Origin of the sequence: Streptomyces sp. NPDC001787, from assembly GCF_040297465.1 — a bacterium.
Lineage (GTDB): Bacteria > Actinomycetota > Actinomycetes > Streptomycetales > Streptomycetaceae > Streptomyces.
The window spans coordinates 1-26,422 of record NZ_JBEOZE010000053.1; the positions used below are offsets into that span (position 1 = coordinate 1).

Annotated in this window: 21 protein-coding genes and 1 tRNA gene; 7 read left to right on the plus strand and 15 right to left on the minus strand. The window is 70.4% G+C overall.

What is annotated here, in order from left to right:
• The first annotated feature begins 224 nt into the window (after positions 1-224).
• Complete coding sequence (locus tag ABT170_RS39255; RefSeq protein ID WP_351875821.1) at positions 225-2,300, plus strand: DUF8823 domain-containing protein; 2,076 nt, start codon at positions 225-227, stop codon at positions 2,298-2,300.
• A 184-nt stretch (positions 2,301-2,484) separates the two neighbouring features.
• Here ABT170_RS39255 and ABT170_RS39260 read toward each other — a convergent pair whose 3' ends face one another.
• Positions 2,485-4,146 (minus strand): chitobiase/beta-hexosaminidase C-terminal domain-containing protein, encoded by a 1,662-nt coding sequence (locus tag ABT170_RS39260; RefSeq protein ID WP_351875823.1) that lies wholly within the window; start codon positions 4,144-4,146, stop codon positions 2,485-2,487.
• A gap of 423 nt (positions 4,147-4,569) precedes the next feature.
• Between ABT170_RS39260 and ABT170_RS39265 the strand changes: the two genes are divergently transcribed.
• On the plus strand, positions 4,570-5,427 hold the full coding sequence (locus ABT170_RS39265) for an aminoglycoside phosphotransferase family protein (protein ID WP_329943884.1): 858 nt from the start codon (positions 4,570-4,572) through the stop codon (positions 5,425-5,427).
• A gap of 87 nt (positions 5,428-5,514) precedes the next feature.
• On the opposite strand, the gene ABT170_RS39270 is transcribed toward ABT170_RS39265, so the two are convergent.
• Both ABT170_RS39270 and ABT170_RS39275 read right to left on the minus strand, forming a co-directional pair.
• The gene (locus tag ABT170_RS39270) at positions 5,515-7,125 is read right to left on the minus strand and encodes a S1 RNA-binding domain-containing protein (RefSeq protein ID WP_351875826.1); all 1,611 of its coding nucleotides are present in this window, start codon (positions 7,123-7,125) and stop codon (positions 5,515-5,517) included.
• 448 nt (positions 7,126-7,573) lie between these two features.
• The gene (locus ABT170_RS39275; RefSeq protein WP_351875829.1) at positions 7,574-8,206 is read right to left on the minus strand and encodes a hypothetical protein; all 633 of its coding nucleotides are present in this window, start codon (positions 8,204-8,206) and stop codon (positions 7,574-7,576) included.
• A 504-nt stretch (positions 8,207-8,710) separates the two neighbouring features.
• Here ABT170_RS39275 and ABT170_RS39280 point away from each other — a divergent pair.
• Both ABT170_RS39280 and ABT170_RS39285 read left to right on the plus strand, forming a co-directional pair.
• A complete protein-coding gene (locus ABT170_RS39280) occupies positions 8,711-9,118 on the plus strand; it encodes a hypothetical protein (RefSeq protein ID WP_351875832.1) in 408 nt (135 codons plus the stop codon).
• Positions 9,115-9,855, plus strand: coding sequence for a hypothetical protein (locus tag ABT170_RS39285; protein ID WP_351875834.1), 741 nt, complete (start codon positions 9,115-9,117; stop codon positions 9,853-9,855). Before ABT170_RS39280 ends, ABT170_RS39285 begins: the two co-directional genes overlap by 4 nt.
• 65 nt (positions 9,856-9,920) lie before the next feature.
• On the opposite strand, the gene ABT170_RS39290 is transcribed toward ABT170_RS39285, so the two are convergent.
• Together ABT170_RS39290 and ABT170_RS39295 are read right to left on the minus strand one after the other, a co-directional pair.
• Positions 9,921-10,490, minus strand: coding sequence for a peptide deformylase (locus ABT170_RS39290; protein WP_351875837.1), 570 nt, complete (start codon positions 10,488-10,490; stop codon positions 9,921-9,923).
• Positions 10,487-11,071, minus strand: coding sequence for a hypothetical protein (locus ABT170_RS39295; protein WP_351875840.1), 585 nt, complete (start codon positions 11,069-11,071; stop codon positions 10,487-10,489). The genes ABT170_RS39290 and ABT170_RS39295 overlap by 4 nt, the downstream gene beginning before the upstream one ends.
• A 560-nt stretch (positions 11,072-11,631) precedes the next feature.
• Between ABT170_RS39295 and ABT170_RS39300 the strand changes: the two genes are divergently transcribed.
• Together ABT170_RS39300 and ABT170_RS39305 are read left to right on the plus strand one after the other, a co-directional pair.
• Positions 11,632-12,054 carry a tyrosine-type recombinase/integrase gene (locus ABT170_RS39300; protein ID WP_351875843.1) on the plus strand — a complete coding sequence of 141 codons (423 nt, stop codon included), beginning with the start codon at positions 11,632-11,634 and terminating at the stop codon, positions 12,052-12,054.
• Positions 12,027-12,320, plus strand: a complete 294-nt coding sequence (locus tag ABT170_RS39305; RefSeq protein ID WP_351875846.1) for a tyrosine-type recombinase/integrase — start codon at positions 12,027-12,029, stop codon at positions 12,318-12,320. Before ABT170_RS39300 ends, ABT170_RS39305 begins: the two co-directional genes overlap by 28 nt.
• Positions 12,321-12,390: 70 nt before the next feature.
• Here ABT170_RS39305 and ABT170_RS39310 read toward each other — a convergent pair whose 3' ends face one another.
• The 7 genes from ABT170_RS39310 to ABT170_RS39340 form a co-directional block, all read right to left on the minus strand.
• Complete coding sequence (locus ABT170_RS39310) at positions 12,391-12,966, minus strand: hypothetical protein (protein WP_351875849.1); 576 nt, start codon at positions 12,964-12,966, stop codon at positions 12,391-12,393.
• Positions 12,967-13,080: 114 nt separating this feature from the next.
• A tRNA-Arg gene (locus tag ABT170_RS39315) sits at positions 13,081-13,153 on the minus strand.
• Positions 13,154-13,329: 176 nt separating this feature from the next.
• Positions 13,330-17,046 carry an AAA family ATPase gene (locus ABT170_RS39320; RefSeq protein WP_351875852.1) on the minus strand — a complete coding sequence of 1,239 codons (3,717 nt, stop codon included), beginning with the start codon at positions 17,044-17,046 and terminating at the stop codon, positions 13,330-13,332.
• Between the two features lie 146 nt (positions 17,047-17,192).
• Positions 17,193-18,683: a sialate:H+ symport family MFS transporter gene (locus ABT170_RS39325; protein WP_351875855.1), complete on the minus strand. Its 1,491-nt coding sequence runs from the start codon at positions 18,681-18,683 to the stop codon at positions 17,193-17,195.
• A 116-nt stretch (positions 18,684-18,799) separates the two neighbouring features.
• Entirely contained in the window at positions 18,800-19,588 is a 789-nt protein-coding gene (locus ABT170_RS39330) for an N-acetylmannosamine-6-phosphate 2-epimerase (protein WP_329943880.1), read from the minus strand.
• Positions 19,585-20,577, minus strand: a complete 993-nt coding sequence (locus tag ABT170_RS39335; RefSeq protein WP_351875858.1) for an ROK family protein — start codon at positions 20,575-20,577, stop codon at positions 19,585-19,587. Before ABT170_RS39335 ends, ABT170_RS39330 begins: the two co-directional genes overlap by 4 nt.
• A complete protein-coding gene (locus ABT170_RS39340) occupies positions 20,574-21,533 on the minus strand; it encodes a dihydrodipicolinate synthase family protein (protein ID WP_329943878.1) in 960 nt (319 codons plus the stop codon). Before ABT170_RS39340 ends, ABT170_RS39335 begins: the two co-directional genes overlap by 4 nt.
• A gap of 151 nt (positions 21,534-21,684) precedes the next feature.
• On the opposite strand from ABT170_RS39340, the gene ABT170_RS39345 reads away from it, so the two are divergent.
• The gene (locus tag ABT170_RS39345; protein WP_329943877.1) at positions 21,685-22,377 is read left to right on the plus strand and encodes a FadR/GntR family transcriptional regulator; all 693 of its coding nucleotides are present in this window, start codon (positions 21,685-21,687) and stop codon (positions 22,375-22,377) included.
• 122 nt (positions 22,378-22,499) lie between these two features.
• Here ABT170_RS39345 and ABT170_RS39350 read toward each other — a convergent pair whose 3' ends face one another.
• The 3 genes from ABT170_RS39350 to ABT170_RS39360 form a co-directional block, all read right to left on the minus strand.
• Positions 22,500-23,984: an exo-alpha-sialidase gene (locus ABT170_RS39350; protein ID WP_329943876.1), complete on the minus strand. Its 1,485-nt coding sequence runs from the start codon at positions 23,982-23,984 to the stop codon at positions 22,500-22,502.
• 183 nt (positions 23,985-24,167) lie between these two features.
• Positions 24,168-25,178: an acetylxylan esterase gene (locus tag ABT170_RS39355; RefSeq protein ID WP_329943875.1), complete on the minus strand. Its 1,011-nt coding sequence runs from the start codon at positions 25,176-25,178 to the stop codon at positions 24,168-24,170.
• 461 nt (positions 25,179-25,639) lie between these two features.
• Positions 25,640-26,371 carry a FadR/GntR family transcriptional regulator gene (locus ABT170_RS39360; protein WP_329943874.1) on the minus strand — a complete coding sequence of 244 codons (732 nt, stop codon included), beginning with the start codon at positions 26,369-26,371 and terminating at the stop codon, positions 25,640-25,642.
• Positions 26,372-26,422: the final 51 nt, after the last annotated feature.

Sequence of the window (26,422 nt, forward strand, 5' to 3'; positions counted from 1 at the left end):
TTTTTGGCGCGCGCCGCCCCCCTGCGCGCGCGCCCCCCGGCCGCGTGGGTCTATTCGCTGGCCCGTAGGGGCGCCCGCCCCCCCCCCGGGGGGGGGGGGGGGGGGGGGCCCCACCCCCCCCCCCCCCGCCCGGCCGCGCACGTGTTAGCGTCCCCGGGCAACTTGGGACGCCGGGACAGCGTCCATGGAAGGTACGGGGCCGGCGGACGACGGGGAGAGCCGTAGTGACCACCGCGGAGCCGAAACCCGGCCGCGAGGCGGACAGCATCACTGACAACGACGCGGGGAGCAGCGGGGACGGCGGGAGCGGCGAGAGCTCACCCGCCCGCGTCCGGCTGCCCGCTCCCCGTGCCTCCGGCGGCGTGATCGAAGGCGCTCCTGAGCCCGTGACCGGCCCTGGACCCGTGACAGGCCCCGAGCCCGTGACTGCCCCTGAGCCCGTGACCGGCCCCGGGCCCGCGACCGTGCCCGAGTCCGAGCCCGCGACCACCACCGAAACCGCTCCCGACGACGACGGCGGCGGCGAATCCGCCCCCGACGACCGCAGCGCCGAATCCGGGTCCGGAGCCGCGACGCGCCGCAGCCGCCTCCGGCGCACGCTGCGGCATCCCGTCACCATCGCGACGGCGGCGGCGGCCGTCACCCACGTGCTGTGGTTCTTCTTCTTCGCGAACAGCGGCGGCGACATCGCGGCGCAGGACGCCTGGGCCGAGTTCGTCGGCCGGCACCCCGGCACCGCGTACAACCTCGCCTGGTACGGGGGCATGCACCCCGTCTCGTACAGCGTGGTCTCGCCCTACCTGATGTCGGTGCTCGGCGTCCGTACGACGATGATGGTCGTCGGTACGGTGTCGGCGGCGCTGACCGCGATGATCCTGGTCCGGGTCCGGGCCGTCCGTAACCCGCTGGCCTGCTCGCTCGCGGGGGTCTTCGCCTATCTGTGCAACGCGCTGTCCGGGCGCGTGACGTTCGGGCTCGGCATGATGTTCGCGGTCGGTGCCGCAGCCGCCGTGTTCTGCTGGCCGTACAAGTGGCGCTACAAGCGGTGGGCCAAGGCGGCCGTCGCCGCGCCCCTGGCCGCACTCGCGACCGCCGCCAGCCCGGTCGCCGGGCTCTTCCTCGGGGTGGTCGCCGCCGCGCTCTTCCTCAACAAGAGGCGCCCCGGGGCGTACGCCCTGGGCCTCGCCCCGGTCGCCGTGGTGGCGCTGTCCTCGTGGCTGTTCCCGTTCTCCGGTACGCAGCCGATGTCGGTCGGGACGCTGTCGCTGCCGTTCCTGTTCGCGGTGATCGTCTTCGTCCTCGTACCGCGCGAATGGAAGACGGTCCGTACGGCGGCGGCCGTGTACGGCGTCGGGACGCTGCTGACCTACTTCGTCGACTCGCAGATCGGGTCGAACGTCACGCGCATGGCGATGCTGTTCGCCGGGGTGACGCTGCTCGCCGCCCTGCCGTACACGGCTCCCCGCACCCGCCGCTGGTACGCGCTGGTCATCGCCTTCGCCGGGCTGAACTTCTGGATCGGCTTCAAGAGCGTCGACGACATCGTGCGTACGGCCCCGACCGCTTCCTGGGCCCGCGAGCTGGCTCCGCTCGTCAACGAACTCCAGGAGGCGGGGGCCGAGCGGGGCCGGGTCGAGGTGGTGCCCGCGAGCAGCCACCGGGAGGCGTCCGCGCTCGCTCCCTACGTCAACCTGGCCCGCGGCTGGAACCGCCAGGCCGACATGAAGCGCAACCCGCTCTTCTACGACGACACCCTGAACGCCATGAACTACCGTGAGTGGCTGGACCGCTGGGCGGTGCACTACGTGGTGCTGCCCACGGGCAAGCCGGACTCCAGCGGTGCGGTGCAGGAGGCGGCGCTCGTCGAGAAGGGCCAGCCGTACCTCAAGGAGATCTGGGGCGACGCGAACTGGAAGCTGTTCCAGGTCCTGGAACCGGTGCCGATGGCCGACCCGCCCGCGACGGTGGAACGGGCGGGCGCGGACGAGCTGACCATCCGGGTGCGCTCGGCGGGCCGGGTACTGATCCGGATCCCGTACTCGCGCTGGCTCGCCGTGGTCGACGAGGAGGGCAAGGGGCTGGAGCGGCCGCAGGAGACCGAGGAGTCGAAGTTGAGGTCGGAGCGGGGTGAGGACGCCCCGAAGACCTTCGACAACGCGAACGGCTGCCTGATCCAGGTGCAGGAGGACTCGCAGGGCGACGAGTGGACCGAGCTGCTCGCTCCGCGGCCGGGTGTGTACCGGCTGGCGGCGCCGTACCAGTTGCAGCCCGGCACCCCGTGCCCGGAGGAGTTGCGCTGAACCGCTGAAGCCGGGGCTCCCCGCCCGGTCCCGCCCGGTCCCGTCCTGGCCGGCCCCGCCCCGTCCCCTCCCATCCCTCCCCGGCGTCCACGGCCGGGAAGGGAACAGGGGTCAGGGACGGGCGTCAGGGAACGGGGAGCAGGGAACGGGGAGCAGGGGACAGGGTGACAGGGCCTCCCCGCGACTACCGGCGGAAGGCCAGCGAGGCGGCCGGGGAAGCGTTCCCGTACGCGTCCACGGCGACGACCCTGGCCACGTACCGGCCGCCCTTCACCGCACCCGGGACCGGGATGTCGAGCGTGTTCGGGCGGGGCGTGAAGTAGAAGTCGGACAGCACCTTGGAGGACACGACCGAGGCGCCGGTGGACGCGTCGGTGATGTCGACGTTGTAGTGGTGCACCATCTGGTCGTCCTTGGCCTGCGCGATCCGCACCGCCGTGCCGCCCTTGGGGGTGTGCACCTCCTTGAGGGGCTTACGGGTGGTGAACTTCGGCGCCACGGTGTTGCGCGCGGCGTCCGTGTACCGGAAGTTGTCCTTGATCTCCTGGTTCGTCGAGCCCTTCAGGCGCACCGTCCAGGTGTCACCGCTGAGGGTGCCCGCGCTCGCGTACGGCGGCTGCCAGTTCGCCGACCACTGGCCGCCGGTGTAGATGTCGTGCTTGTCCGCGGCCATGTTGACCCGGGCCATCTCGGTGCGGTTCTTGTAGACCTCGACGAAGAGCGCCTGTGCGGTCGGCGACTCGAAGCGGTTGGCGAGACCCTCGTCCGTCACCATCTGGTAGCCGTGGTCGATCTCGATGTAGCTCATCGAGCCGTCGTTGACGGAGGTGAAGTCGCGCTGGTGGATGGAGCGGTCGTCGTTGATGTTGAGGTGCGAGTGGCCGGAGAAGAGGACGGCCTGCGGGAACGCGCTCAGGTCCTCGGCGAGCCGCGGGTTGGAGGCCTGCTGGCCGTCCATCGTGGTGCCGGTGGTGGGCCGGTGGCCCTGGATGAAGACGGGCTTGCCCGCGTTGGCGGGGTTGGCGGTGATCGCGGCGAGCCGCGCCTTGAGCCAGGTGCGCTGGGCGGCGCTGGAGTCGTACGTCTCCGTGTTGACGGTGAGGACCGGCAGGCCCTTGACCGTGGACTCGTAGTAGCCGCCGCCCGAGTCCGGGAACCAGGCCTTGGGGTAACCGGCCCGGATCGCGGCGAGGCTCGCGTCATGGTTGCCGTTGGAGATCAGCAGCTGGGTGTCGGTCATGCCCTTGCGGGCGAGGTTGGACCGGAAGACCTCGGAGACGATCTTGTGGTCGGGGCCCTTGCCGTCGCCGTTGTCGTTGATCATGTCGCCGTTGGACAGGATCGCGTCGGGCTTCGGGAAGATCGACCCGATGGTGTCGAAGAAGCTCTCGTACTTCTTGTCCGCCGTCGCGTGGCTGCCGATGTGCACGTCGGACATGACGACGAACTTGGCGATCGGCTTCTCGCGGGTCTTGATCAGGTAGCCGTACGACACCGGGACGCTGGCCTTGTTGCCGCGGAACGCGACCGCGGTGACGTTGGTGTCCTTCGTGATCCGCAGCGGCCGGCCGGAATGGAAGGCACGGCTGTCGCGGGTCGGTGTCGTCCCGTCGAGCGTGTAGCGGACGGTGACTCCGCGCTCGGCCTTGAACTTCAGCGAGACCGCGTGCTCGTAGCGCCCGCCGGGCACGCTGACGCCCGGAGCGGCGGGGGTGCCGTGGCCGGGCTTGTGGGAGTGGGCCTGGGCCGGGCCCTGCGCGGGCGACGGGGCCGGGGCGGCCTGGGCGACGACGGGGGAGACGAGCGCGACGGAGGTCGCGGCGATCACGAGGGGAGCGAATCTCACGGGGGTGCCTGCCTGCTCTCTGGGGCTTCTGGTTCTCGGGGTTCCCTCGGGGCGGTCGGGGCCTTCTGGGTCCTTCGAGCGCCCTCGGGGGGCCGGTTTGGTGTCCCCTGCTCGCTGGGCCGGGATAACGACCTGGTAACCGGTCTGTACCCAAGAACGCTAGGCACCGCGCACCAGCCCCGGTGGGTGTGCGGCTGACTCCCGAGTGAAGTGCCCGTGAATGTCCGGTACTCGGTGTGGTGCTGGGGGCTCCGCCCCGTGGGGAGCCGGGCGCGGTCCGACGGGGCGGCCGGCCTTCCGCCGACCGGCTCTCCGTACGGCGGAGTACGCGTACACGTGGACGTACGGCTCGGACGCGGAGGGCGGCCGACGGTACGGAGGAATGCTGTTGCGGCCGGGCGCGGAACCGGCTTCGATCGCGGCATGGTGCCTGACGTCCCGCTCGTACGCCGTCTGATCGCGGCGCAGTTTCCGCGGTGGGCGGACCTTCCGGTGGAGCCGGTCGACTCCCACGGCACGGTCAACGCCCTCTTCCGCCTCGGCGCGGACAAGGTCGTACGGCTGCCGTGCGCGCAGGGCGGCGCGCAGGACGTGGCGACCGAGTACCGCTGGCTGCCGTACCTCGCCCCGCGGCTCCCCTTCGCGGTCCCCGCCCCGCTCGCCAAGGGCGAACCGGGCGAGGGCTACCCGTGGCCCTGGTCCGTGTGCGGCTGGCTGGACGGCGAGAACCCGGGCCGTGACAACCCGGTCGACCCCGACGCCTTCGCCGCGGACCTGGCGGAGTTCGTCGGCGCGCTCCGCCGGACCGACCCCACGGACGGCCCGCCCGCGTACCGCAGCGAACCCCTGGCATCCCGGGACGCCGCGACCCGGGACGCGATCGCGTCCCTGCGCGGACACCTCGACACCACGGCCACGACCGACGCCTGGGACGACGCCCTGCGCGCCCCCGCCCCGTCCGGCCCGCCCGTCTGGGCCCACGGAGACCTCCAGCCCGGCAACGTCCTGGTCGCGGACGGCCGCCTCGCCGCGGTCATCGACTTCGGCTGCATGGGCCTCGCCGACCCCGCCGTGGACCTGATCGCGGCCTGGTACCTGCTGCCCGCCGGAGCACGGGAGGAATTCCGTACGGCACTGTCGGCCGACGACGCGACGTGGGCCCGTGGCCGCGGCTGGGCGCTGTCCATCGCGCTCATGGAACTCTCGTACTACCGCGAGACGAACCCCTTCATGGCGACGACGGCACGCCACGTGATCGGCGAACTGCTCGACTCCCGATAGCGGCAGGCCCGCCGCCCCTCCGCTCCGAGGCCGGGCCCGAACCGGGGCCCTGGTCGTCGACCGTGGGGACAGCAACCGTCAGCGGGCTCAAGGCCGGCGCGGCACGGCCACGAGATCGGCTCCACCGCTGTCGGCTGCCAGTGCCTGTGTATGTGACAGGAGGATCCGGCGCCGCGTGGGGTCGACTACGAGGATCTTCACAGTGAGGGTGTCGCCGACTTGGACGACGTCTTCGGGTCTTTCCACATGCCTCTCGGCGAGTTCGGAGTTGTGCACCAGGCCCTCGAAGCCGTCGTCCCGGTCTTCGACGCGGACGAAGGCGCCGAACGGTACGAGCTTCGTGACGGGGCCAGTGATGATCTGGCCGACCTGTTGGACGAGTTCCTCCATCGGATCCACCTGCAGCGACTTCAGCGAGAGCTGCACCCGCTGCCGCGCCATGTCGACGCCGAGGATCTCGGCAGTGATCTCCTGGCCGACAGCCACCACGTCAGAGGGGTGACCGATGTACCGCCAGGACAGTTCGGGGATATTGATCATCGCGGTGAAGCCGCCGATATCCACGAACGTGACGCCGAAACTGGCGATCTCGGTCACCGTCCCGGTGCAGGTCTGGCCGCTGCGCAGGGTCTTCAGGATGGCCCAATGCCGGTCGCTCGGCGTCGGCTCGGTTCTCCACCGGGCCCGCAGCACACCGTCGCTGTCGGGCAGGACTGCGGTGAACAGCGGGTGGCGCTGATCGATGTCGAGGGACAAGACGGTCGCGGCACGGGCGCCATCGACGTGTCCGGCCAGTTCGGCGAACTGGGTCTCGTCGACGACGGTGCTGGTGATCTGCCTGTTCTCGTCCTCCCGGACGACTTCGACCAGGCCCTCGTCGGGGAGGCCGGCAAGGACCGTGCCGACGTCCGGGGACAGGTCCGGCCAGACGGTCAGCTGAGCGCGGGGTGTGAGTCGAGCGCGTACCGCGTCCACCGTGTCGCTTGTGAGGCGGTGCCGGCGCGACGCGTTGCTGACGTAGCACTCTTCCAGGATCGCGGCACTGCCCATGGAGACGGCCATGCACAGTTGTGCCCAGAAGTCGTCGTCGGCGGGGCGCTGCCCGCCCTCCTCCTCCTCCTCCTCGAAAGCCGCGTCGCAGGGGGAGGCATCCATGCGTTCCGGGAACAGTCCAAGGGATCGAGTGCGGGCCACCGCTCGGTCGGGTGGCGTACTGGTGCCCACGTAGACGTATTGGTCCCACCCGACATGTACGGCGAAGGCGCCTTCCACCTCCAGGCGGCACCAGGCGCCAGTGTCGCGGAGCATGGCCCGGACTAGTTCCAGGCCGATGGCAACGGGCACCGTCGCCCCGTCGTGGTAGCCGGTGAGGTCCGGCGGGAAGATGCCCGCCAGACCGTGACCGGACACCGCCGGCTCCAGGCCGAAGTGGACGAAGCCTGGGACCTGGGGCTCCCGGATGGCCAGTTGGTCGATCCCGGCACCTGCGGCGAAGGCGGCCACCGCCCGCAGATACGCGTCTTCGACCGGACCGTGGTCGCTGATCGCCTCGGCGGCGCCGACATAGCTGCCGTGCTGGTCGCGGTCGGCGGGATCGTACTTGGTGATCCGGTAGACGTACGGCAGCACGTCACCGCCCACCAACGGGGCACCCTGCGACGTGGTGAGCCGGCTCCCGGGAGGTGCAGTGCTGCTCATTGAGAAGGCACGGTGTGCAGCGGATGGAGTCATGCATTTCCGCGAGTGTACGGATGGCCCTGGTTACCGAACAGACCACAGCACCACGTCCGTCGGCGGCTCGGCGGCTCGGCTGCTCAGGAGGCGGCCCAGTCGTGAGTGATTGCCGCCGTCGATGACAGAAGTAGATGTCAAAGGCCACCTACCAAGATCGATAGGTGGCCTTCTCGCCTGTGCCCCCGGCAGGATTCGAACCTGCGACACCCGCTTTAGGAGATTCATCGGGTCAGGGCCGTGAACTGGGGAAACGATGCCCGCATACAGTCTGGCCTGGGAAAACCCGTCTCAGTAGTTCTCGCGCTTTCGCGAGGGTACCCGTCCTGGTGTGTGCTGAATCCGTTCTGGCGGGGCTGTCCGACAGGCAGTCGGTGGCATGGCCATAACGGGCTGTTGCCGCTGAGATGCGAGGTCAGCTGCCATCGGCAGGGTCGTGCCGGTACCAAGGCAGGTGAGGGGGAGCCCAGGCGTTGTCGTCTTGCCGGTCAAGAACTGGTGGTTCTATGTGTGGTGGAGGCGCTGCATCGTCCACCACTGCCTCCAGCGTCAGCTGGACGTAGCGCAAGTACGCCCGTACGTCACGGATCTGGCGCTTGCGATCTCCTTGGCCCACTCCTCGCCATGCGACGTCAAAACCTAGCTTGACCAAGGTGCAGTAGCGATCACGGACCTCTGCTCCCTGAATCGCTAGCAGATCGGTCTGCATCCCGTGCCGCAGCGCTGCCAGGGCTGTGGAGCACTGTTCGCGTGCGGAGACGCTCAGGGTTGGGCATTCCAGCGCTATGTCGGGGAGTGACGGTAAGTACGCGTAGAGGCCCGCGAGTCTCTCCAAGAGCCTTTGTGCGGCCTCGGCCGATCGCTGGCGTTCCCACTGCTGCCGTGTCAACGTGATGGCTGCGGCATGCTGCGAAGCGGCTAACTCGGTCTGTGCGGTGATTGATTTCGACATCTGCCAACGTGCAACACACACTGAAATGATTCCGCCGATCAAGGTGCCAAGGAGAGCGCTTCCGGTTTGGCCCGCTAGTTCTTCCCAGTTGTTCATAGGCGCATCCTTGTACGCTGCCTGATGGAGTGACAGGGTGCCTGTCTCCGGACTAGCCATGCAGGTCGAAGCCCCGCACTTGCATTCCTTGGACAATGTAGTCGGAGCGGCTGCCAGCGCGCTTGCAAGATCTTGACGGCTCCCTGCGTAGGTCGAGTATCGACCAAGATGTGGGGGTGTGGCCCAAGGCGGAGGAGTCGGGATGCCACGTTGTTCATCCTGGAATCGACTGCGAAAGCCGCACTGGCCCACCACTGCTGAGAGCGATCATGGTCTGTCTCGGTCGTACCTGGTGATGTTCTCCGGGCGTTCAGTGGTCTTGCTCCGCGGTACCGAGTTCGGCGTGATTCCGCCACGCGGTGCCGTATGTTCAGCCAACTGCGAGAAAGTGAGCTGTGGGTACTGGGAAGTCCCGGCGCTCGGTCTCCGTCGCGAGAGACTATCGAGTTGCCACAGATGCGCGTAGCAGCCTGCTCGATACCTTCCTCGGGGGTCTTCCTCTCCATGCTTGATGCAGCAGCCATAGCCGTCACCACCGGTGCCGCCAGTAATGTTCTCGCCTACCTGCTTCAAGGCCGGGCCGACGTCCTGCGCACCCGGATCTCTGCAATCTTCCGGCGCGGGAACGTGCAGGAAGAGTCCCATGCGCTGCGTGCGCTTGATGAGCACATCGAGGCCCTGGAACATCGCCGGGTTAGCCAGACCGAGGTTACTGCTCAGTGGAGCGGCATGCTGACCGCCTTCCTCACCGCCTACCCCGAGGCCCGAGTGGACATTGAGGCACTGCGCTCTGCGACGCCATCCGGCACGAAGACGGTCAACATTGGTTCTCAGCAAAACCACGGGCGCGGCACGTTCATCGGCGGCGACAACCACGGCACGATCCGCGTCGATGGTCAAGAGGGGAAGTGACGTCCTCCGTTCAGGAGCCGGAGGGGCACATCACTGAGCAGCACAACCACGGAGATGGTGCCTTCGTAGGTGGTGACAACCACGGCCAGATCCGCATCGAGGCGGTCGATGCGAAGACCAAGGCGCTGCTCAGAAAGGTCTCTAAGGACTCCCCCGCCCTGGCCGAACTGCTTGAAGAGGCTCTGGATGACGGGTTGATATCCCCTGATACCGCGAGCTTGCTCGCGCTGGCGGCGAGCAGTATCAACGAAGATGTCGCTCACACTCTCTCGCGTGCTGCGCAGAGCATCAACGAGGATGTCGCCGCGTTGCTCATGCACGCGAGTCGTAGCATCAACGAGGACGTCGCAGGTCAGCTTTTTCACGCCGCAGACACCTTCGACAAAGCGTCCAAGCAGCTCGACCTCAACGAGCTTAGCAGGGTTGTAAGTCGCTTCGAGGAGGCCGTCAGCTCACAAGGTCGCGATGACCTCAGCGGGTTGGTCACGCGCCTGGAGGGCAGTCTAAGTTCTCTGGACCAACTGGTCAGGGGCATGGACAGACTGCAGAGTAGGGAAAAACCTTTTGGCCGGATGGAGGAGATTGGGAACGCACTTAACGGTGTGGCCGAGCGAATCGAGGCCACGGTGACGCCACCTCCACCGCAGATCCTTCCCGACCATCGGGCACGAGCCGTCGCATTCTTCTGGGGCCTCGGAATCGGCGCAGCCTTCATCTTCTACTTGGTGAACCGTTGAGCCGTTCAGCCTGCACCCCTAAAGTGAACGACAGGCCCAGGGCCCAGGCCATGAGGACAGGCTGATCAGGCTTCCTCGTACGTCCATGCCCGGCCGGTTTGCCGGTACTCGTCCACGGGGATCGGTTCGACTCCTGGCAGAACCCGGGAGGTATAGAGGAGCCCATCGAGGTGATCGATCTCGTGGTGGGTGAGGCGGGCGAGGCCGTGTTCGTACACGGTGGTCACGCGCTCGCCGGTTAGGGCGGTGCTCTCGACGGTGATCTCCATGGGGCGGGTGACGAGGCCCCGGACGTCGAAGAAGCTCAGGCAGCCCTCGTACTGCTCGTCGTTAGCCTCCGCATGCGCTGTGATCCGTGGGTTAAGCAGAATGATCGCCGGCACATCTCCCGGCGGCTGGACGATGGCGGCGGCGCGACCGATTCCGATCTGCGGGGCCGCGATGCCCATGCCCTTGGCGAAGGGGTGCACCTGGCTGATGCGATTGAGGGCGGCGAACAGTTCATCCACGATGCGCTCGGCCTCGTCGCGCTCGCTGGGCAGGTTGAAGGGGCGAGCAGGTGTGGTCAGGATAGCGGCGCCCTCCTGGACGACGCCGAGGTCTCGCATCTGCTGGCTGGGCCGAACGTCCGTCAACTGAACTCCTCTTGGTCCGTCTCGTGTTCGGGTTGCGCCCGGAATCGCCACTCCAAACGGTACCGAGCGTGCAGTGCGGGTGTGGTCGTGATCCACGTGAAAGCGCGTTGTTCGCCGTCGTCACGGCGGACAGGTGGGGTGCGGAGCGTGGAGGCTTCGGCGGTCATCGGGGTCTCGGTGCCCCAGACCACGGGGTCGAGGGCGGTGGGGAAGACAAGCTGGACTTCGAGCTGTTCAGTGGGCAGGCGGACGGCCCGCTGAAACCAGTTGCCCCATTTGTCGTCGCCGACGGTGTAGGCGTACTCGATCCAGACGGATTCGCCGGGGTAGAGGAGGAAGCGGCCGTGTTCGTTGTCGAACAGCAGCCAGATCTCCTTGAAGGCGTCATGGTCGTGCTTGGCCTGCCAGCGCATTGGCTCGCCCCGGCAGGTGGCGGTGAGGTCGAGCTCGTCCCAGGTGAGCGGGTGGGCTCGGTAGTGGGCGTTGGACTGTTCCGGGTCGCCGGGGTAGCGGTCGACCGAGATGCGGATCAGATACCGGGTGACCGGTTCCGTTCCGGTGTTCCGGAGCCGTCGTCGCATTGTGAGCCGGTAAGCGCGGCCGTCGTAGCGAAGGTGCGCGGCGTCGTGTTCGACGACGAGGGTGGAGCCTGCATGGTGCCTGACGTCTCCACCGGCTCCAGCACCCTCGGCCTGATCAACTACCTCTTCGGCGAGGGACATGAGGTGATCGGGACCGTGATGGTGCTCGGCTCGGTGTCCCCCTCCCTCGTTGCTTGCGATTCATCAACGTGGGCAGCACGGGATCGTCGGGTTGCCGCCACGACGGCTGCCGCCGCGCGAGTGAAGTTCGCCGAGGTGGCGGATTCCTGGCTGGCGGCCCAGATCCATCTCAAGCGGTCAACCCGCAACCGGTACAGGGGTGTTCTTGACGTTCATGTGATCCCGCGGTGGGGGACCACACCGCTCTACCGTGTCCGCTTCGAGGACGTGGCCGAATGGCTCTCCGCCATGCTGTCGGGCGAGGCGGCAGGCGGCAGGAAGCTCAGCGCGCGTTCGGTGCGCAAGGCGTACGTCATCCTCAGCCAGGTCCTGGGCTTCGCGGTGAAGTCCGCCGCCTGGCGTTCAACCCGGCGGTCGGGGTGCCCCTGCCCAAACCCGCACCGGCTGACCACGTCTATCTCGACGACATGCAGACCGAGGCGCTGGCCGACGCGGCCGGCGAGTACCGGGTGTTCATCCTGCTGCTGGCCTACACCGGTCTGCGCTGGGGCGAGGCATCGGCGCTGAAGGTGGGGCGGGTTGACCTCGACGCCTGCCGGGCGCACATCGTCGAGGCGTACGTCGAGGACAACGGCAAGCTGTACCTCGACACGCCCAAGAACCACGCGCGCCGCACCGTGCCGATTCCCCGCTTCCTCGCCGAGGAGCTGAAGCCCCACGTCGAGGGGCGGGACGAGGCCGATCTGCTGTTCACCGCCCCGCAGCGCGGACGCTGCGGACCCGGAACTTCCGACAGCGGTTCTTCGCCCCGGCCGTGGCCAAGGCGAGCCTCAGCCACCTGAAGCTCACGCCGCACAAGCTTCGCCACACGGCGGCTTCCCTCGCCATCGCCAGCGGCGCGGACGTCAACGTCGTCCAGACCGTGCTCGGCCACAAGTCGGCGACCCTGACCCTGGACACCTATGGTCACCTCTTTCCCGACCGGCTGGACGAGGTGTCGAAGAAGATGCACAAGCGCCGGGCCAAACAGTTGGCCAAGGCGAAGGCCGAGCGGAAGGCTCGCGAGGCAGCCGAGGCGATGGCGACGCTGGAGGCTGCCACAGCGTGATGTGTGCCTGATCCGTGCCGGGGCTCAGGAACTGGTGGAACGGGACGCCGAGACAGTGGCGGCTCAACGGTCAGAACGGTGGAGCAGACGTGTAGTCCGTCAGCAATGGTGGTTCGGTGGACCAATCGCGGGCGTCACGTCTCTCCGCGGCACACACCTCGAATGCCTCCCTTCGGACTTCAAGCTCCGCTGTCTCCTCACCCCACCTGGCAAGGGCTTCGATCGCACGATCGCGGTGCTGCCAACGTGCGCTTACGGCCAGGGTCCTCCGCAGCAGCGGAGCCAGCTCCGTTCGGTGGCTGAACAGGAGCGGATCGTCGAGGAGTGGGATGCAGGCGGAGATGGCCGCTTCGCGTACATGCGGATCGGGGTCATCGAGGCAGCGGGAGACTGAGACGAAAAGCGCGGGGAACAGCTGGCCGCCGACCAGTCTCGTGATCGTCTTCCAGCCCAGTCGGCTTCCGGCCTCACGTGCTGCCAGCCGGACGTCTTTGAGGTCGCCCAGCTCCTCCAGGCGTTCGGCGCTGAGGATCAGCTGCCCGTAGTACCCGGTGTACTCCGGCTTCAGGCTTGCCCGCAGGAGCCCTTCCAGGCGGTCGACCAGATGCTCGTAGCGGCGCAGTGCCAGCTCGTCCTTCGCGGTCATGGGACGCAGCTCCCCACACCAGGAGCACACGCGGTTGTGTGCTGAATGTGTGCCGCACGCCGGAGGCCCTGTCGCCCTAGTGGACGACAGGGCCTCTGACCTGCTGCTTTAGCGTGCCCCCGGCAGGATTCGAACCTGCGACACCCGCTTTAGGAGAGCGGTGCTCTATCCCCTGAGCTACGAAGGCGGGGCGGAGCCGTGCGTGGAACGTGGTGGTAGTCCTCGGTGTGAGTCTGCCTGGTTCCGGCAAGGTCCTGGGCCACCTTTGACAGCGGCCCTGGCCAGCTTAGCGGATGAGGGGGCGGGGCGGTGTTGGGGTTTGGGGGCCGGGGTGTGGGGGTGCTGTCGGGTACCGCGGGGCGGTCACGCCCCCGAGGGGTTCCAGGCCGTTTCTGCGTCTTGGCCGCCCCAGCCGTCGGGGGTTCGCCACAGGACTCGGACGTGGAAGATGTCGCGGACCGTGTCGGCCGACCAGTCCTCGGCGGGCTGTTCGCACAGGACCAGGTAGAGGGTGGTGGCCGGGGTGGGGAGGGTGTGGTTGATCTCCAGGAGGCGGGTCGCTCCGGAGCGGAGGTCCTGGTAGGTGGAACGGCCGGCGCCCAGGACCTCGTAGACGGACAGGCCCTGGTCGGTGACGCAGCTGACGTCGACGATCTCGGAGTCGGAGGGCTGGATGTCGGACCAGAGCAGGGCCGACTTCAGGGCGTGGCGCACCGCTTCGTGCTTCCTGCATGTGCGGTCGGTGGCCGCCGCGGTCTCCAGTGCGCGCAGGAAGCCCGCCCTGGTGGTGGGCTGTGCGGCGGGGGCTTCTGCGGCGGTGGTCACGGGGGTGGTTTCCTTCGGCTCGGGCTGCTGCGTCGGGGTGGCGGGGGCCTGGGCGGGGGTGGAGGCCGGGGCGGGGGTGGGCTCGGGGGGCGGTGGTGGTGGGGTGGCGAGACTCGGCCGGAGCGTCTGCTGTTCGGCGAGCCTCGATCGGAGCGTCTGCTGTGCCATGTGCAGGGCCTGGGCCCAGCCGGAGTCCGCCAGCTCGTGACGGAGCCGGCCGATGTCCGGTGTGCCGTCCTTGAGCGCGCGGTTGGCGCCTGCCGCGAGGTCGCGGAGCACGCCCAGCCGGTGCCGGTCAGGGGAGCCGAGTACGCGTCGTACGTCCACCCAGTCCGCCTGGTCCCGGCGCAGGACGCGGTTGGCCATGCCCTGGAGCTCGGACAGACGGCCGCGGGCGTCCGGGGGGACGTCCGCGTCGGGGGTGAGCAGTTCGTCGAGGACGGTGAGCGCCGCCACGTACCGTTCCGCCATCCTGGGCGAGATGGGCAGGCGTCCGCGCTGGTCGGCGGTGAGCACGCTCTGGTTGGTCTCGTTGGCGAAGACCCAGCAGTCCAGTTCATCGCCCGGACGCGGGGGAGCGGAGCCGTGGCGGACGGTGAGGAACAGGGGGCGGGCGGCGACGGTGGACAGTGCCTTGACCTTGTAGCGGCCACCAGGCCCGGGGCCCAGGACCCGCACCCGGATGTCGGTTCCGATCTCGGGGACGTCGCCCGGTGCCGTACCCGGCTCCGGTTCCGCCGAGGACGGTTCCCCGGGGCCGTCGGTGTGCGTGAGGATCTCCGGGAGCGGGGAGGTGTGCAGCACGGTCAGGCTCTGCGTGCTGCGCGTGAGGGCGATGTAGAGCCGGCGCGGTCCCGCCGGGCCCGTATCGGCGATCTCGGCGGGCTCGACGACCAGGACGTGGTCGTACTCCATGCCCTTGGCCTGGGCGGCGGCCAGGACGGACACCGCGTTCCGGCTCCGGTCCATGAGGCCGGGGTGCTCGTCGAGCCGGTCGCTGATCGCGTCGAGCCACCGTGAGCCGTCGGGGACGATGACGGCCACGGACCGGGGGTTCTGCCCGTCGCTGGTGCCCACCAGGTGGATCACCCGGGCGACGGTGTCGTCGAGGAGCTGTTCCGGTTCGGTCGCCAGGGTGCGTACGGCGTCCTCGCCGGCCTCCCGTACCGCCCTCGGATACGGCAGCCCCGGCGCGACCGCACGGGCGAGCGGTGCGACGAAGTCCATGATCTCCGCGGGCACCCGGTAGCTGGTGTTCAGCTCGGCGACGCGCCAGTCCCCGTGGTCGGACAGGACGGTGCCCAGACCGTCCCAACCGGTGTGGGTGTGGGGGCCGGTGGCCTGGGCGAGGTCGCCGAGGACCGTCATGGAACCGTTGACCGCGCAGCGGCGGCGCAGCGCGCGGGCCTGCATGGGCGTGAGGTCCTGGGCCTCGTCCACGACGATGTGCCCGTAGCGCAGCGGTGTCTCACCGGTGATGAGATGGCGCAGCTCCTCCAGGCAGACATGGTCGTCCACCGTCCAGGGATCGGCGTCGGCGGAGGCGGCCCGGGGGCGGTGCAGGGCGGCCTGTTCCTCGGCGTCGAGGATGCCTTCGGCGCAGGTACGGAGGAGTTCGGGCGAGTCGTAGAGGCCGCGCAGCGCCTCCCGGGCGCCCGGCGACGGCCAGATGCGGTCGACGAGCCGTTCGACCCGTCGATTGCGTTCCAGGTCGCGGCGGATCGTGCCGCCCTGTCCGCGCCGGGGGGCGATGGCGGCGAGTTCCTGGAGGAGGCGGTCGACGAATAGGCTCCGGAAGCGTTCGCGGCGCTCCCGGTAGGCGCCGTCGCCCCCGCGTGCGGCGTCGAGGATCCCGATCACCTCGGAGCGCGGTACGCGCAGTGTCGTACTCCCGGCGTTGACGACGATCGCGGGTTCGTCGCCCTCGAAGGAGGGGGCGGTGGTGAGGTCGTCGAGCACCTCGGGGCGGCAGTCGCCCTCGACCCGGCGCCGCAGGACGGCCGCCATCCGCTCGTCGGACTTCACCTCACGGGCCCGTGAGGTGTCGGTGCCGAGGATCTCGCCCACCCAGAGCCGGTCCAGCTGTACGGCGTTGACGTCGCGCGTGCCGAGCGTGGGCAGAACCTGGCCGACATAGTCCAGGAACCGCTGGTGCGGTCCGATGACCAGGATGTCCTGCGCCTTGAAGTGCTCGTTGTTCACGAGCCAGGTGACCCGGTGCAGACCGACCGCGGACTTGCCGGTGCCCGGCCCGCCCTGCACGACCAGGATGTCGGCGGGCGAGCCCGTGACCAGATCCATCTGGTCACGGCGGATGGTCTCGACGATGTCCCGCATACGGCCGCTGCGTGAGCGCTGGAGCTCCCGCAGCAGGAAGTCGTCCGGCTGGAGCGGCCTACGGCGCTGGACGCGGGCGACATCCCCGGGCGTGCCGGGGGACGGCGGGCCGGCGGACCCGGGGGTGGCGACGGCGCCCTGGGGGAGCGCGGTCCCGTCCGCCGCGTCTCCGTCCCCCGCGACCCCGTCGTCCGTGAGCGAGTGGTCCGCGACCCCGCCGTCCGCGCCCTCGTCGTCCACGGGCGAGTGGTCCACGCCCTCGCCGTCCACGCCCTCGTCGTCCACGCCCTCGTCGTCCACGCCCTCGTCGTCCGCGCCCTCGTCGTCCACGAGCGGGGAGTCGTCCCGGGTGGTGTCGTCCGCCGCTCGCCTCGGCTCCGGGACGGTCGTGGGGCGAGGGGCCTTACGAGAAGCGGTACGAGAAGCCGTACGAGGTGCCGTACGAGGTGCCGTTCGAGGAGTGGCGGGCGCGGGAGCCGCCGGCGCGATGTCGTCGAAGTAGTCCTCCACGATGCGCCGCACGCACCGCAACTGCCGCCGCAGGACCACCTCCCCGGGCGCCTTGGGCCTCGCCTCGGACCACTTCTTCGCCAGCGGGCTGGTCCACAGCAGGACCACCGGGTCGTTCGCGGCGTCGCGCACGCCCCGCCGCCCGATGTACCAGGGGCGCGGTTCGCCCCCGGGCTCCTCCGGGGCGTCGACACGGGAGAAGACCAGCGCCTCGTCGCCCAGTCCCCCGTACGCCTCGGCGCGCGCCTCCGCGTCCTGCCGGATGGCCACGCTGTCCTTGCCGCTCGCCGACGCCGTTGCGGCCGATGCCCCCGTCATCTCGGACAGCCGCGTGGCGTAGCAGTCGTACGCGTGGTCCACCGCCTTCTGCTCGACGGCGATGACCTCGTCGCGTGTGGTGGTGCTCATGTACATCCTCCCCTGCGGCGCCCGCGAGGCGCCGCTGCGGGACTGCGCCCGTCCCCGCGGAAACAACTATCAGAAACCGGCCGGTGACGAACAGTCAGTGGGCCTGTTCCCGGTCAGGGTCCCGTCGGACGCATGGTCCTCGTCCGTCAGACCTTTCGCGGCGCCGGTTCCGCGGTGCGGTGGTCCGCCGTGCGGTGGTCCTCCGCGAGGTGGTCCTCCGTGGCGTCGGGGTCCGTCAGCCGGTTCAGCCGGGCCGGTACGTCGAGACCGACCAGGAGCGCCACGATCACGGTGCCCGCGAACGTCAGTACCGCCAGCGCCTGCCCCAGGTCCATCCCCGAGGCCAGATGTGCGCCGAGGACCGGGGCGACGGCTCCGCCCAGTGCCCCCACGTTGTACGTGAAGCCGAGTGCCGCGCCCCTGCTCTCCGTCGGGAAATGGCCGCCGATGTAGCGCGGCAGCAGACCGGAGATCCCGAAGCCGGTGGCCTGGAGCACGAAGAGCAGGATGCCGAGCAGCAGCAGGTTGTCCCGTACGGCGAAGACCGGGAACACGAAGGCGAGGGAGGCCAGGAGCGTCAGCGCGTACGCCTTCCTGGCGCCGATCCGGTCGCCGAGGAATCCCGCCGCCCAGCAGCCGGCCATGGTGCCGAATCCCGCGAAGTAGAGGACATCGGTGACCTGGTCGGTGGTGTAGCCCAGGTCGTTCTTGAGGTACGTGGGCAGCAGCGCCTGGATCGGCCAGGAGTACAGGAACGCGAAGAACAGCGTCACGATCATGGACACGTACAGCAGCCACCCGCGCCTGCCGCCCAGTTGGACCGCGAAGGCGGCGAGCGCGAGTCCGGCGGTCACGGAGAGCACGGGAACCAGTCCCGTGCCGCCCGGGGTGAAGATCAGGAAGAGCGAGGCGGTCGCGGCGACACCGAGGGCCGTGTTGAGCGTGGCCCGGCCGCGTGTCGCGAAGAGCGGCCGGAACGGGTTGGGCCCGGCACCCTTCGCCCCGACCGACTCCGACCACTCCGCCGCCTCCGGCAGCGCCCGCCGCATCCACAGCGCGACGGCGATGGGCAGCAGGCCCAGATAGAACATCCAGCGCCAGCCGAGCGAGGGCACCACCCAGTCGTAGACCTGCGCCGCGAGCACCGACCCCACGGAGAAGCCCGAGATCAGGAAGCCGCTGGCCCGGCCGCGGACCCTGGCGGGCCAGCTCTCCATGACGTACGTGGCGCTGGCGCTGTACTCCCCGGCCATCCCCATGCCGATGGCGAGCCGGGCGGCGAAGAGGCTGTGGTAGTTCCAGGCGAACCCGCAGGCGAAGGTGCCGAGCGAGTAGAGCAGGATGCTCAGCACCATGGAGAGCTTGCGGCCGTACCGGTCGCCGATGGCGCCGAGCACCGCGCCACCCAGCCAGCGGGTGATGAACGCTCCGGAGACCAGGCTGGCCGCCTGCACCGTACTCAGCCCGAACTCGTCGCTGATCTCGGTCAGTACGAGGGTGATCAGCACGAAGTCGAAACCGTCGAGGACGTAGCCGATCCAGGCGGCGAAGAAGGACTTCCACTGGGTGCGGCTCACCTCGCGGTACCAGGGGAGCGTGGGGAGCGCCGGGGAAGCCGGCGGTGTCGGGGTCTGCACGAGGACTCCAGGATGCGGGACGGCCGTTCGCCTGTGAACGGCCGTCCCACGTGTGGGGCGGGCCGGGGCCGGGCGGACCGGCGGTGGGCCGGGGGCCGGGCCGGACCGGGGGTGGGTCAGGGGCGGAGGCCTGCCACGAAGCGGGCGGTCAGCGCGGTCGGCGCGGTGATGGCGGTGCCCACGACGACACTGTGCGCGCCACGGGTCAGGGCCTCGGCGGCTTCCTCCGGGGTGTTGATACGGCCTTCGGCGACGACGGGCACCTCGATCGCGGCGGCGAGCGCGGCGACCAGGTCCAGGTCGGGGCCGGTCTGCTCCGGGGTGCCGGGAACGTAGCCCGAGAGCGTCGTCGAGACGAAGTCCGCCCCCTGGCCGGCCGCGGTGACGCCCTCGGCCAGGGTGGAGACATCGGCCATGACCAGGGCCCCGGCAGCGTGGACGGCCGCGACCAGTTCGGCGAAGGCCGATCCGTCGGGGCGCGGCCGGTCGGTGGCGTCGGCGGCGATCACCGCGGCACCGGCCTCCACCATCGCGAGCGCGTGGCGGACGGTGGGCGTGATGTAGACGCCGGTGTCGCCGTCCTTCCACAGGCCGATGACCGGGAGGTCGACGGCCGCCACGATCGCGGCGACGACCTCCGGCTCATTGGCACGGATCGCCGATCCTCCACCGGCGACGGCCGCCCGCGCCAGCCGCACCAGCGTGGCGGTCTCCCGCATCGGATCGCCGGGCGGTGCCTGGCAGGACACGATCAGCCTGCCCCGGAGCGCGTCGGTCAGCCGGGCGGCGGGGGACGCGGCGGGGGAAGGGGAAGGGGCAGCGGGCGGGACCGTGGTGGAGGCGTCGGCCTCGGAGGCGTAGGCGGCAGCCGTGCCGACGGCCGGTCGTTCGTGCGGCGTGCTCATCGGAGGGCTCCCGGGTGGTGGAGGGGAAGTGTGGTGGTGAGTGAGGCCGCGCCGAGCACAGCCGCGTCGTGGCCGAACAGCGGGGCCACCGGGGTCAGCCCGCGCAGCGGGGGCATCAGCTCGGCGGTGAAGGCGGCGGCCAGGGCGTTGCCGTACAGAGGGCCGATCCGGGGGACGCCGCCGCCGACGACGACCCGGTCGGGGCCGAGCGCGTTGGCGAGCCCGCCGAGCACCCGGCCGACCGCGGCGGCGCCGGCGGTGATCGCGCGTACGGCGTCGGCGTCGCCCCGCGCGGCCCTGGCGGCGACGGTCTCCAGCCGGTCCACGGACGTACCGGCGAGCCGCTCGTAGCAGGCGGTGATGCCGGGTCCCGAGGCGATGACCTCCAGATGCCCGGTGGAACCGCAGGTGCAGGGCAGTCCGGCCGCCTCCGGACTCGGCAGGTGGCCGAGGTGCCCGGCCATCCCGTGGGCGCCGTGGAGCATCCGCCCGTCGACGGCGACGGCGCCGCCCACTCCCGTACCGACGGCCGCGAACAGCAGCGAACCGTGCTCCCCGTCCAGCGCCGCGAGTTCGGGTCCGGCCGTGGCGCGTACGTCGTTGTCGCAGGCCACCGGAAGCCCCGTACGGTCGGCGAGCCCGGCGCCCAGCGCGGTGCCCGCCCAGCCGCGGATGGAGTCGGTGGCGCTGGTGACCATGCCGGTACGGGGGTCGACGACCCCGGCCGCGGCGATTCCGAGCGCCGTGGCCGACCCGTCCGGGTCCACGCTCGCGACGGCCGCCGCCAGCGCGTCGAGCACGGCGGCGGAACCGTCCCGGGCCGGGGTGGGGCGGGTGTGCCGGGCCAGTACGGTGCCGTCGCGTCCGAAGAGCGCGGCGGCGATCTTCGTACCGCCGAGATCGAGGCCGATCACGACTGTGCCGGTGCCGGTGCCGGTGCCGGTGCCGGTGCCGGGGCGGGCGGAGGCGGGCAGGGTGCCGGTGCTCATCGGACCGGCGGCAGGCCGGCGGCGCGCAGTCGGCGCGCGACCAGGACGACCGACTCGGCGGACAGCTGGATCTGCGGGAACGCGGTGTCGCCGCACTCGATGACACCGAGCAGCCGCAGCGCGGCCTTGAACGAGCCGAGCGCGGAGGAGCTGCGGCCCATGTCGGCCTCCGGGCCCACGTCGACCATGGCGAACAGCTCGACGAGCCGCTCCTGTTCCTGCGCGGCCAGCGCCCAGTCACCGGCCCGCGCCGCCTCGTACAGCCGTACATAGCCGGCCGGGTCCACATTGCCGATTCCCGGTACGACCCCGTCGGCCCCGGCCAGCAGGGCCGCGTCCACGGTGAGTTCGGACCCGGTCAGCACGCTGAACCGGGGTGCCGGGCCCTCCTCGCGCCCGCCCCGCCCGCCCAGTTCGACGATCAGCCGGCGCAGCCCGCCCTCGTCCCCGCTGCTGTCCTTCAGCCCCGCGAGCGTGCCGTCCTCGGCCAGTTCGCGCACGAGCGCGGCGGAGAGCTTGGAGTGCACGGCGACCGGGATGTCGTACGCGAACAGCGGCAGGTCGACCGCGGCGCGCAGTCGCCGGAAGTGCCCGGCGATCTCCTTGCCGTGGGTGCGGGTGTAGAACGGCGCGGTCGCCACGAGCGCGTCCGCGCCCAGGCCCTCGGCGGCCTTCGCGTGTGCGGCGACCCGCGCGGTCGTGGTGTCGATGACCCCCGCCAGCACCGGAACCCGGCCGTCGGCCACATTGACCACGGTCTCCAGCACCGTGGCGCGCTGCTCGTCGGTGAGGTAGGCGACCTCGCTCGTCGAACCGAGGGCGAACAGTCCGTGCACGCCCCCGTCGATCAGGTGCTCCACGAGCCGCCCGAGGGACGCGGTGTCGATTTCCCCGCGGGAGTCGAGCGGAGTGCAGACCGGCGGGACGATGCCGCGCAACGGTGCGGTCAGAGACATGGTGAGGACTCCAGCTTGGTCGATGCACCGGTCCGTGGCGCCGGGCGGCTGTCGGACCGAGACACAAGACGTAAGATGTCCTATGTCTGGCTTACCTTAAACAGATGCTCCTGCGACCGGTCAAGGGGCAATCGCACCTCAGGAGGACGTTGTGGCCCGCCCCACCACGGCCAAGCACATCGAGCGTCGGATCAAGGAGCTGATCCTGGAACGCAGGCTCGCCCCCGGCGACGCGCTGCCCACCGAGAGCGAGTTGATGGACCTCTTCGAGGTCGGCCGGGTCTCGGTGCGCGAGGCCCTCAAGTCGCTCCAGGCCATGAATGTGGTCGAGATCCGGCGCGGCTTCGGCACCTTCGTCGGCTCGCTCTCGCTGGAGCCGTTCGTCGAGGGGCTCGCCTTCCGTGCCGCCGTCCGGTACCGGCAGGGGCAGCCCGGTCTGCTGGAGCTGATGAAGGTGCGGGAGGCGCTTGAGGCGGGTCTGGTCGGCGCGGTCACCGCCGGTATCCCCGCTGAGGACCTCGACGTGCTGCGCGGCCTGGTCGCCGAGATGGAGACCGAGGCCCTCAGCGGCCGGGTGGCGCGCTCCACCGACCGCGCCTTCCACCTCGCGCTCTACGCGTCGCTGGACAACCACCTGCTCAGCGAGGTGCTCGACGCGTTCTGGGCGGCCATGGACCGGGTGCGCGAAGACCTCGACGACAGCCACCAGGACCCCGCCGTCACCTGTGCCCAGCACCGGGAGATCGTCGAGGCGGTCGCGGCGGCCGACGGTGAACGCGCCGTACGCGCCATGCGCACCCACTTCGACGGCATCCGCACCCGCCTGGAACCGGCCGGTCCGTGAGCCGCCGGACTCGAACCCGTCGAGTCCGGTCGCCCCTGCCCGGCCCCGACTCCCCGGCCCGGACGCCTGCAACGGCCCTCACGCCCCGGGGTGACGGTGGCCGGCACCCCGGGGCGCGGTGCCTACGGGGTGACGGTCACCGTCGCGCTGCCGGAGGCCTGCTTGCCGCTCGCCCGGTACGTCGCGGTGAGCTTGACGCTGCCCGAGGCGCCCGCCGCGACGGTGACGGGAACCTTGATGTTGGCGCCCTGGCCCGGGTTGAGCGCCGGGATGCCGGCCCGGCTCGTCGTCCAGCCGCCGGGGACCGTGAGATCGATGGTGCCCGCGTCGCGGCGTACGTCCATCCGGTTGACCACCCGGACGACCACTTCCGCGCCGGTGCCCGCCTTCAGGGTGGCCGGCGGGGTGATGGTGATGTCGGCACAGGTGCCGCCGAGCCACGTCAGGTCGAACGACGAGTACGTGATGTGCTGGTAGTCGGCGCGCTCGTAGAGCAGTCCGACGCGTCCGCCGGGCAGCCCGGTCAGCGTCGAGTAGGCGGCGGCGCCCGGGTCGACGACCTTCCTGATCGGCCAGGTCTTCCCGTTGTCGCAGGACATCTTCACCGTGAGGTTGCGCCGCGCCGACCCGTCCTCGGTGTTGCTGAACAGCAGCCATGACGACCTGGGGTCGGATGCCGGGGCGTCGGGGGCGTAACGCATGACCGAGGCGTTGTTCGCGGGGTCGGTCAGGGCGGTGTCCTGGGTGAACGGGGTGTAGTTGACGCCGCCGTCGGTGGAGTAGGCGATCGTGCGGTACGGCTTGGAGCGGTTGTTGAGCATGATCCTGCCGTCGGACAGCTCGACGGTCTTGTTCTCGTCGCCGCCGGGGCCGACCGGGTTGCCCATCCGCCAGGTCTCGCCGTGGTCGTCGCTGTAGGCGCTGACCGCGTAGTTGGCACCGTTGTTCCGGATGGCGTACTGCTGGATCAGCCGGCCCTTGTACGCGCCCGCGCGGAGCTGGATGCCCTCGCCGGAGGCCGCGAACATGCCTGCCCAGGCGGGGTTCTTGATCTGCCGGGTGATACGGCGGTGGGTCCATGTCGCACCGTCGTCGTCCGAGTAACTGTAGTCGGCCTGGAGGACGTTCGGGTCGGTCTCGTCGTTCCCGGTGGCGGAGCCGAAGAAGCCCTGGTTCACCCCGGCCGCGTAGAAGACGAAGATACGGCCGGTGGTGCGGTCGACCAGCAGGCTCGGGTCGCCGAAGCCCTTGGGCGCGGCCTCCTTGCGGACCACCTGCTGCGGCTGCCAGGTCGCCCCGCCGTCGGTGCTGCGGCGCAGCACGATGGAGATGTTGCCCGGCAGGTCGCCGAGGGTGGGCCGGGCGTCGTAGGCCGCGAGCAGGGTGCCCCTGACCGAGGTGGTCAGCGCGGGGATGCGGTAGTGGGGCGAGCCCACTCCGTCGACGGTCAGGTCCTGGGAGGTCAGTTCACCGGCGGTGACGGCAGAGGCCGCGGAGACCGCGGCGGAAGGGGCAGAGGGGGCAGAGGTGGTGCCATGTGCGGTGCCTGCCGCGGTGGCCACCAGCATGGCGGCCGAGAGCAGGGCGACGGAGACGTTTCGCTGCATGGACGATCTCACTTCCTGAGGGGGGAGAACCGGGGCGGGGACGCGAGAGGGCGTCCGCCGCGTCAGGGGAGGGACAGTGAGCAGACCCGGCCGGTGACGTCGAGGATCCGCAGATCCTTGATCATCTTCGGTGCGGGCCGGTGATGACCCCGCCGTTCGGGGTGGAGCCCGTCGTCGAGGGGGTCAGGGGTGGCCGGCCCGCCCGGACGGCGGGCCGGCGAACAGGGAACGCACCCAGGCCAGTTGCTCCCGCTGCTGGTACGCCGCCCCGCCCTCGTGCCCGTTGAACTCGTAGACGCGTACGTCCTTGGGGCCGGCGTAGTGGTGGTAGGCGCTGAAGCAGGTGGAGGGCGGGCAGATGTCGTCCATCATCGCGATGGAGAACAGCGCGGGCGCGGTGGCGCGGGTGGCGAGCAGCGCGGCGTCGAAGTACGACAGGGTGTGGAAGACCGTCGCGGTGCGGTCGCGGTGCAGGCTGAGATAGTCGGCGATCTCGGTGTACGGAGGACGGGCCGAGATCGCCGCCGCCCGCGGGAAGTCGCAGAGGAACGGCACGTCCGGCATCACCCCGGCCAGCCCCGGGACGAGGCCCGACACCGCCAGCGCGATGCCGCCGCCCTGGCTGACCCCGGTGACGACGATCCGCTCGGGGTCGACCTCGGGGTGGCCGCGCATGGCCTCGACACCGCGCACGGCGTCGGTGAACACCCGGCGGTAGTAGTACGTCTCCGGGCTTTCGACGCCGCGGGTGACGAAGCCCGGTACGGCTCCGGCGGAACCCGCGTCCGAGTCGTCGGTGCTGCCGCCCGCGGCCGACCAGCCCTGGCCGCGGGTGTCCATGACCAGGTGGGCGTATCCGGCCGCCGCCCAGAGAAGATCCTCGTGGGGCAGCCCCCGGCCGCGGCCGTAGCCCAGGAACTCGACGACGCAGCCGAGCGGTCCGGTGGTCCCGGCGGGCAGCCGCAGCCAGCCGCGGACCGGCCGTCCGGCGAAGCCGGGCACGGTCACGTCGTACGTACGGATCTGGGTGACCCCGGTGTCGACGGCGGTGAACACCGGCTTCTCCACCGTGTCCGGGCCCTCGACGGGGGCTTCGCCCAAGGTGCGTGCCCAGAAGGCGTCGAAGCCGTCGGGCACGGCGAGTTCCGGCCGGTGGGCGCGGCACTCCGCGAGCGAAAGGTCCGTCAGAGGCATGGCGGTGCCCTCCTGGAAGGCGATGAGGCGATGAGGTGGTGGGGCGATGAGGCGGTGGGGCGGTGGGGGAGGCGATGGGGGGCGAGGTGGTGGGGCGATGGCGCCGCTCGTCATGAAACAGCGACAGAAGACGTCAGATGTCCTGTCGGCACACGGACCCTAGGCACCCGTCGCGGTGACCGTCAAGGGTTCCGGCAGGGGCTGACGGCCCGGCTGTGGGGTGACTGCCGGGCCGTCAGTCGGTCGGCGGCGGGTCGGCGGAGGGGTGGCCGGGGCGGGAGCTGCGGCCGGTGGGCGGCGGACCGGCGGCGGGGTGGCCGGCCGGTGGGCCGTGGGCGGGGGCCGGTCGCGGAGGTCGGTGCCGGCGCTGTTCGCCGGTCCTGCCGCCTCCGTCCGGAACGGGGCCGGTGCCCTGCCCGGACGGAGGCCCGGCGCCGTTCCCCCGGGCCGTCGGCGGCGGGTCAGTCCTGGCGGTCCTCGCGGGCGCGGGCCTCGGAGATCCGGCGCCTGACCGGGGCGTAGTGCTCGCTCAGCGAGGTGATGAACGCGGGAATGTCCCCGGCCCGTGCCGCGTCCACGATGCTCTGATGGGCGGCGACCGTCGCCGTCTCGTCGGCGTGCGTGAAGCCGTTGAGGTGCGGCGCGACGATCGCGTACACGTCCCAGAAGGCCATCGAGAGCTGGCCGATCAGATTGTTGCCGAGCGGTGCGACGAGCAGCGCGTGGAAGGCCCGGTCGGCCTCCACGAAGCCGGTCCCGTCCTGGGCGCCGGTCTCACGCATGGTGGCGACCAGGCCGTCCAGTGCGTCGAGCTGCTCCGGGGCGAGCAGGGACACGATCCGGTCGGCCATCCCGCGCTCGAAGAGTTCGCGTACGTCGACGAGGTCGGCCAGGACCTGGACATCGTCGTCCGGGGAGAGCAGTCCGCGAAAGGTCAGGCTCTCCACCAGCGCGGACAGGCTGAGCCTGCCGACGTAGGTGCCGTGTCCGTGGCGCACCTCGACGATGTCCAGGGCGTTGAGGATCTTGACGGCCTCGCGGACGCTGGAGCGGCTGGCGCCGAGTGCCTCGCACAGGGCGGGCTCGGTGGGAAGCGAGTCTCCGGGGCGGAGCTTCTCCTCAAGGATGTAGCGCTTGATGCCGTCGACGACTTCCTGCCGGAGCAGCTGTCTGCTGGGCCTCGTACCGGACATATGTGAACTCCCCACCTCTTGACCCCTCTCGATTGTCAAGCTACGTTCCAA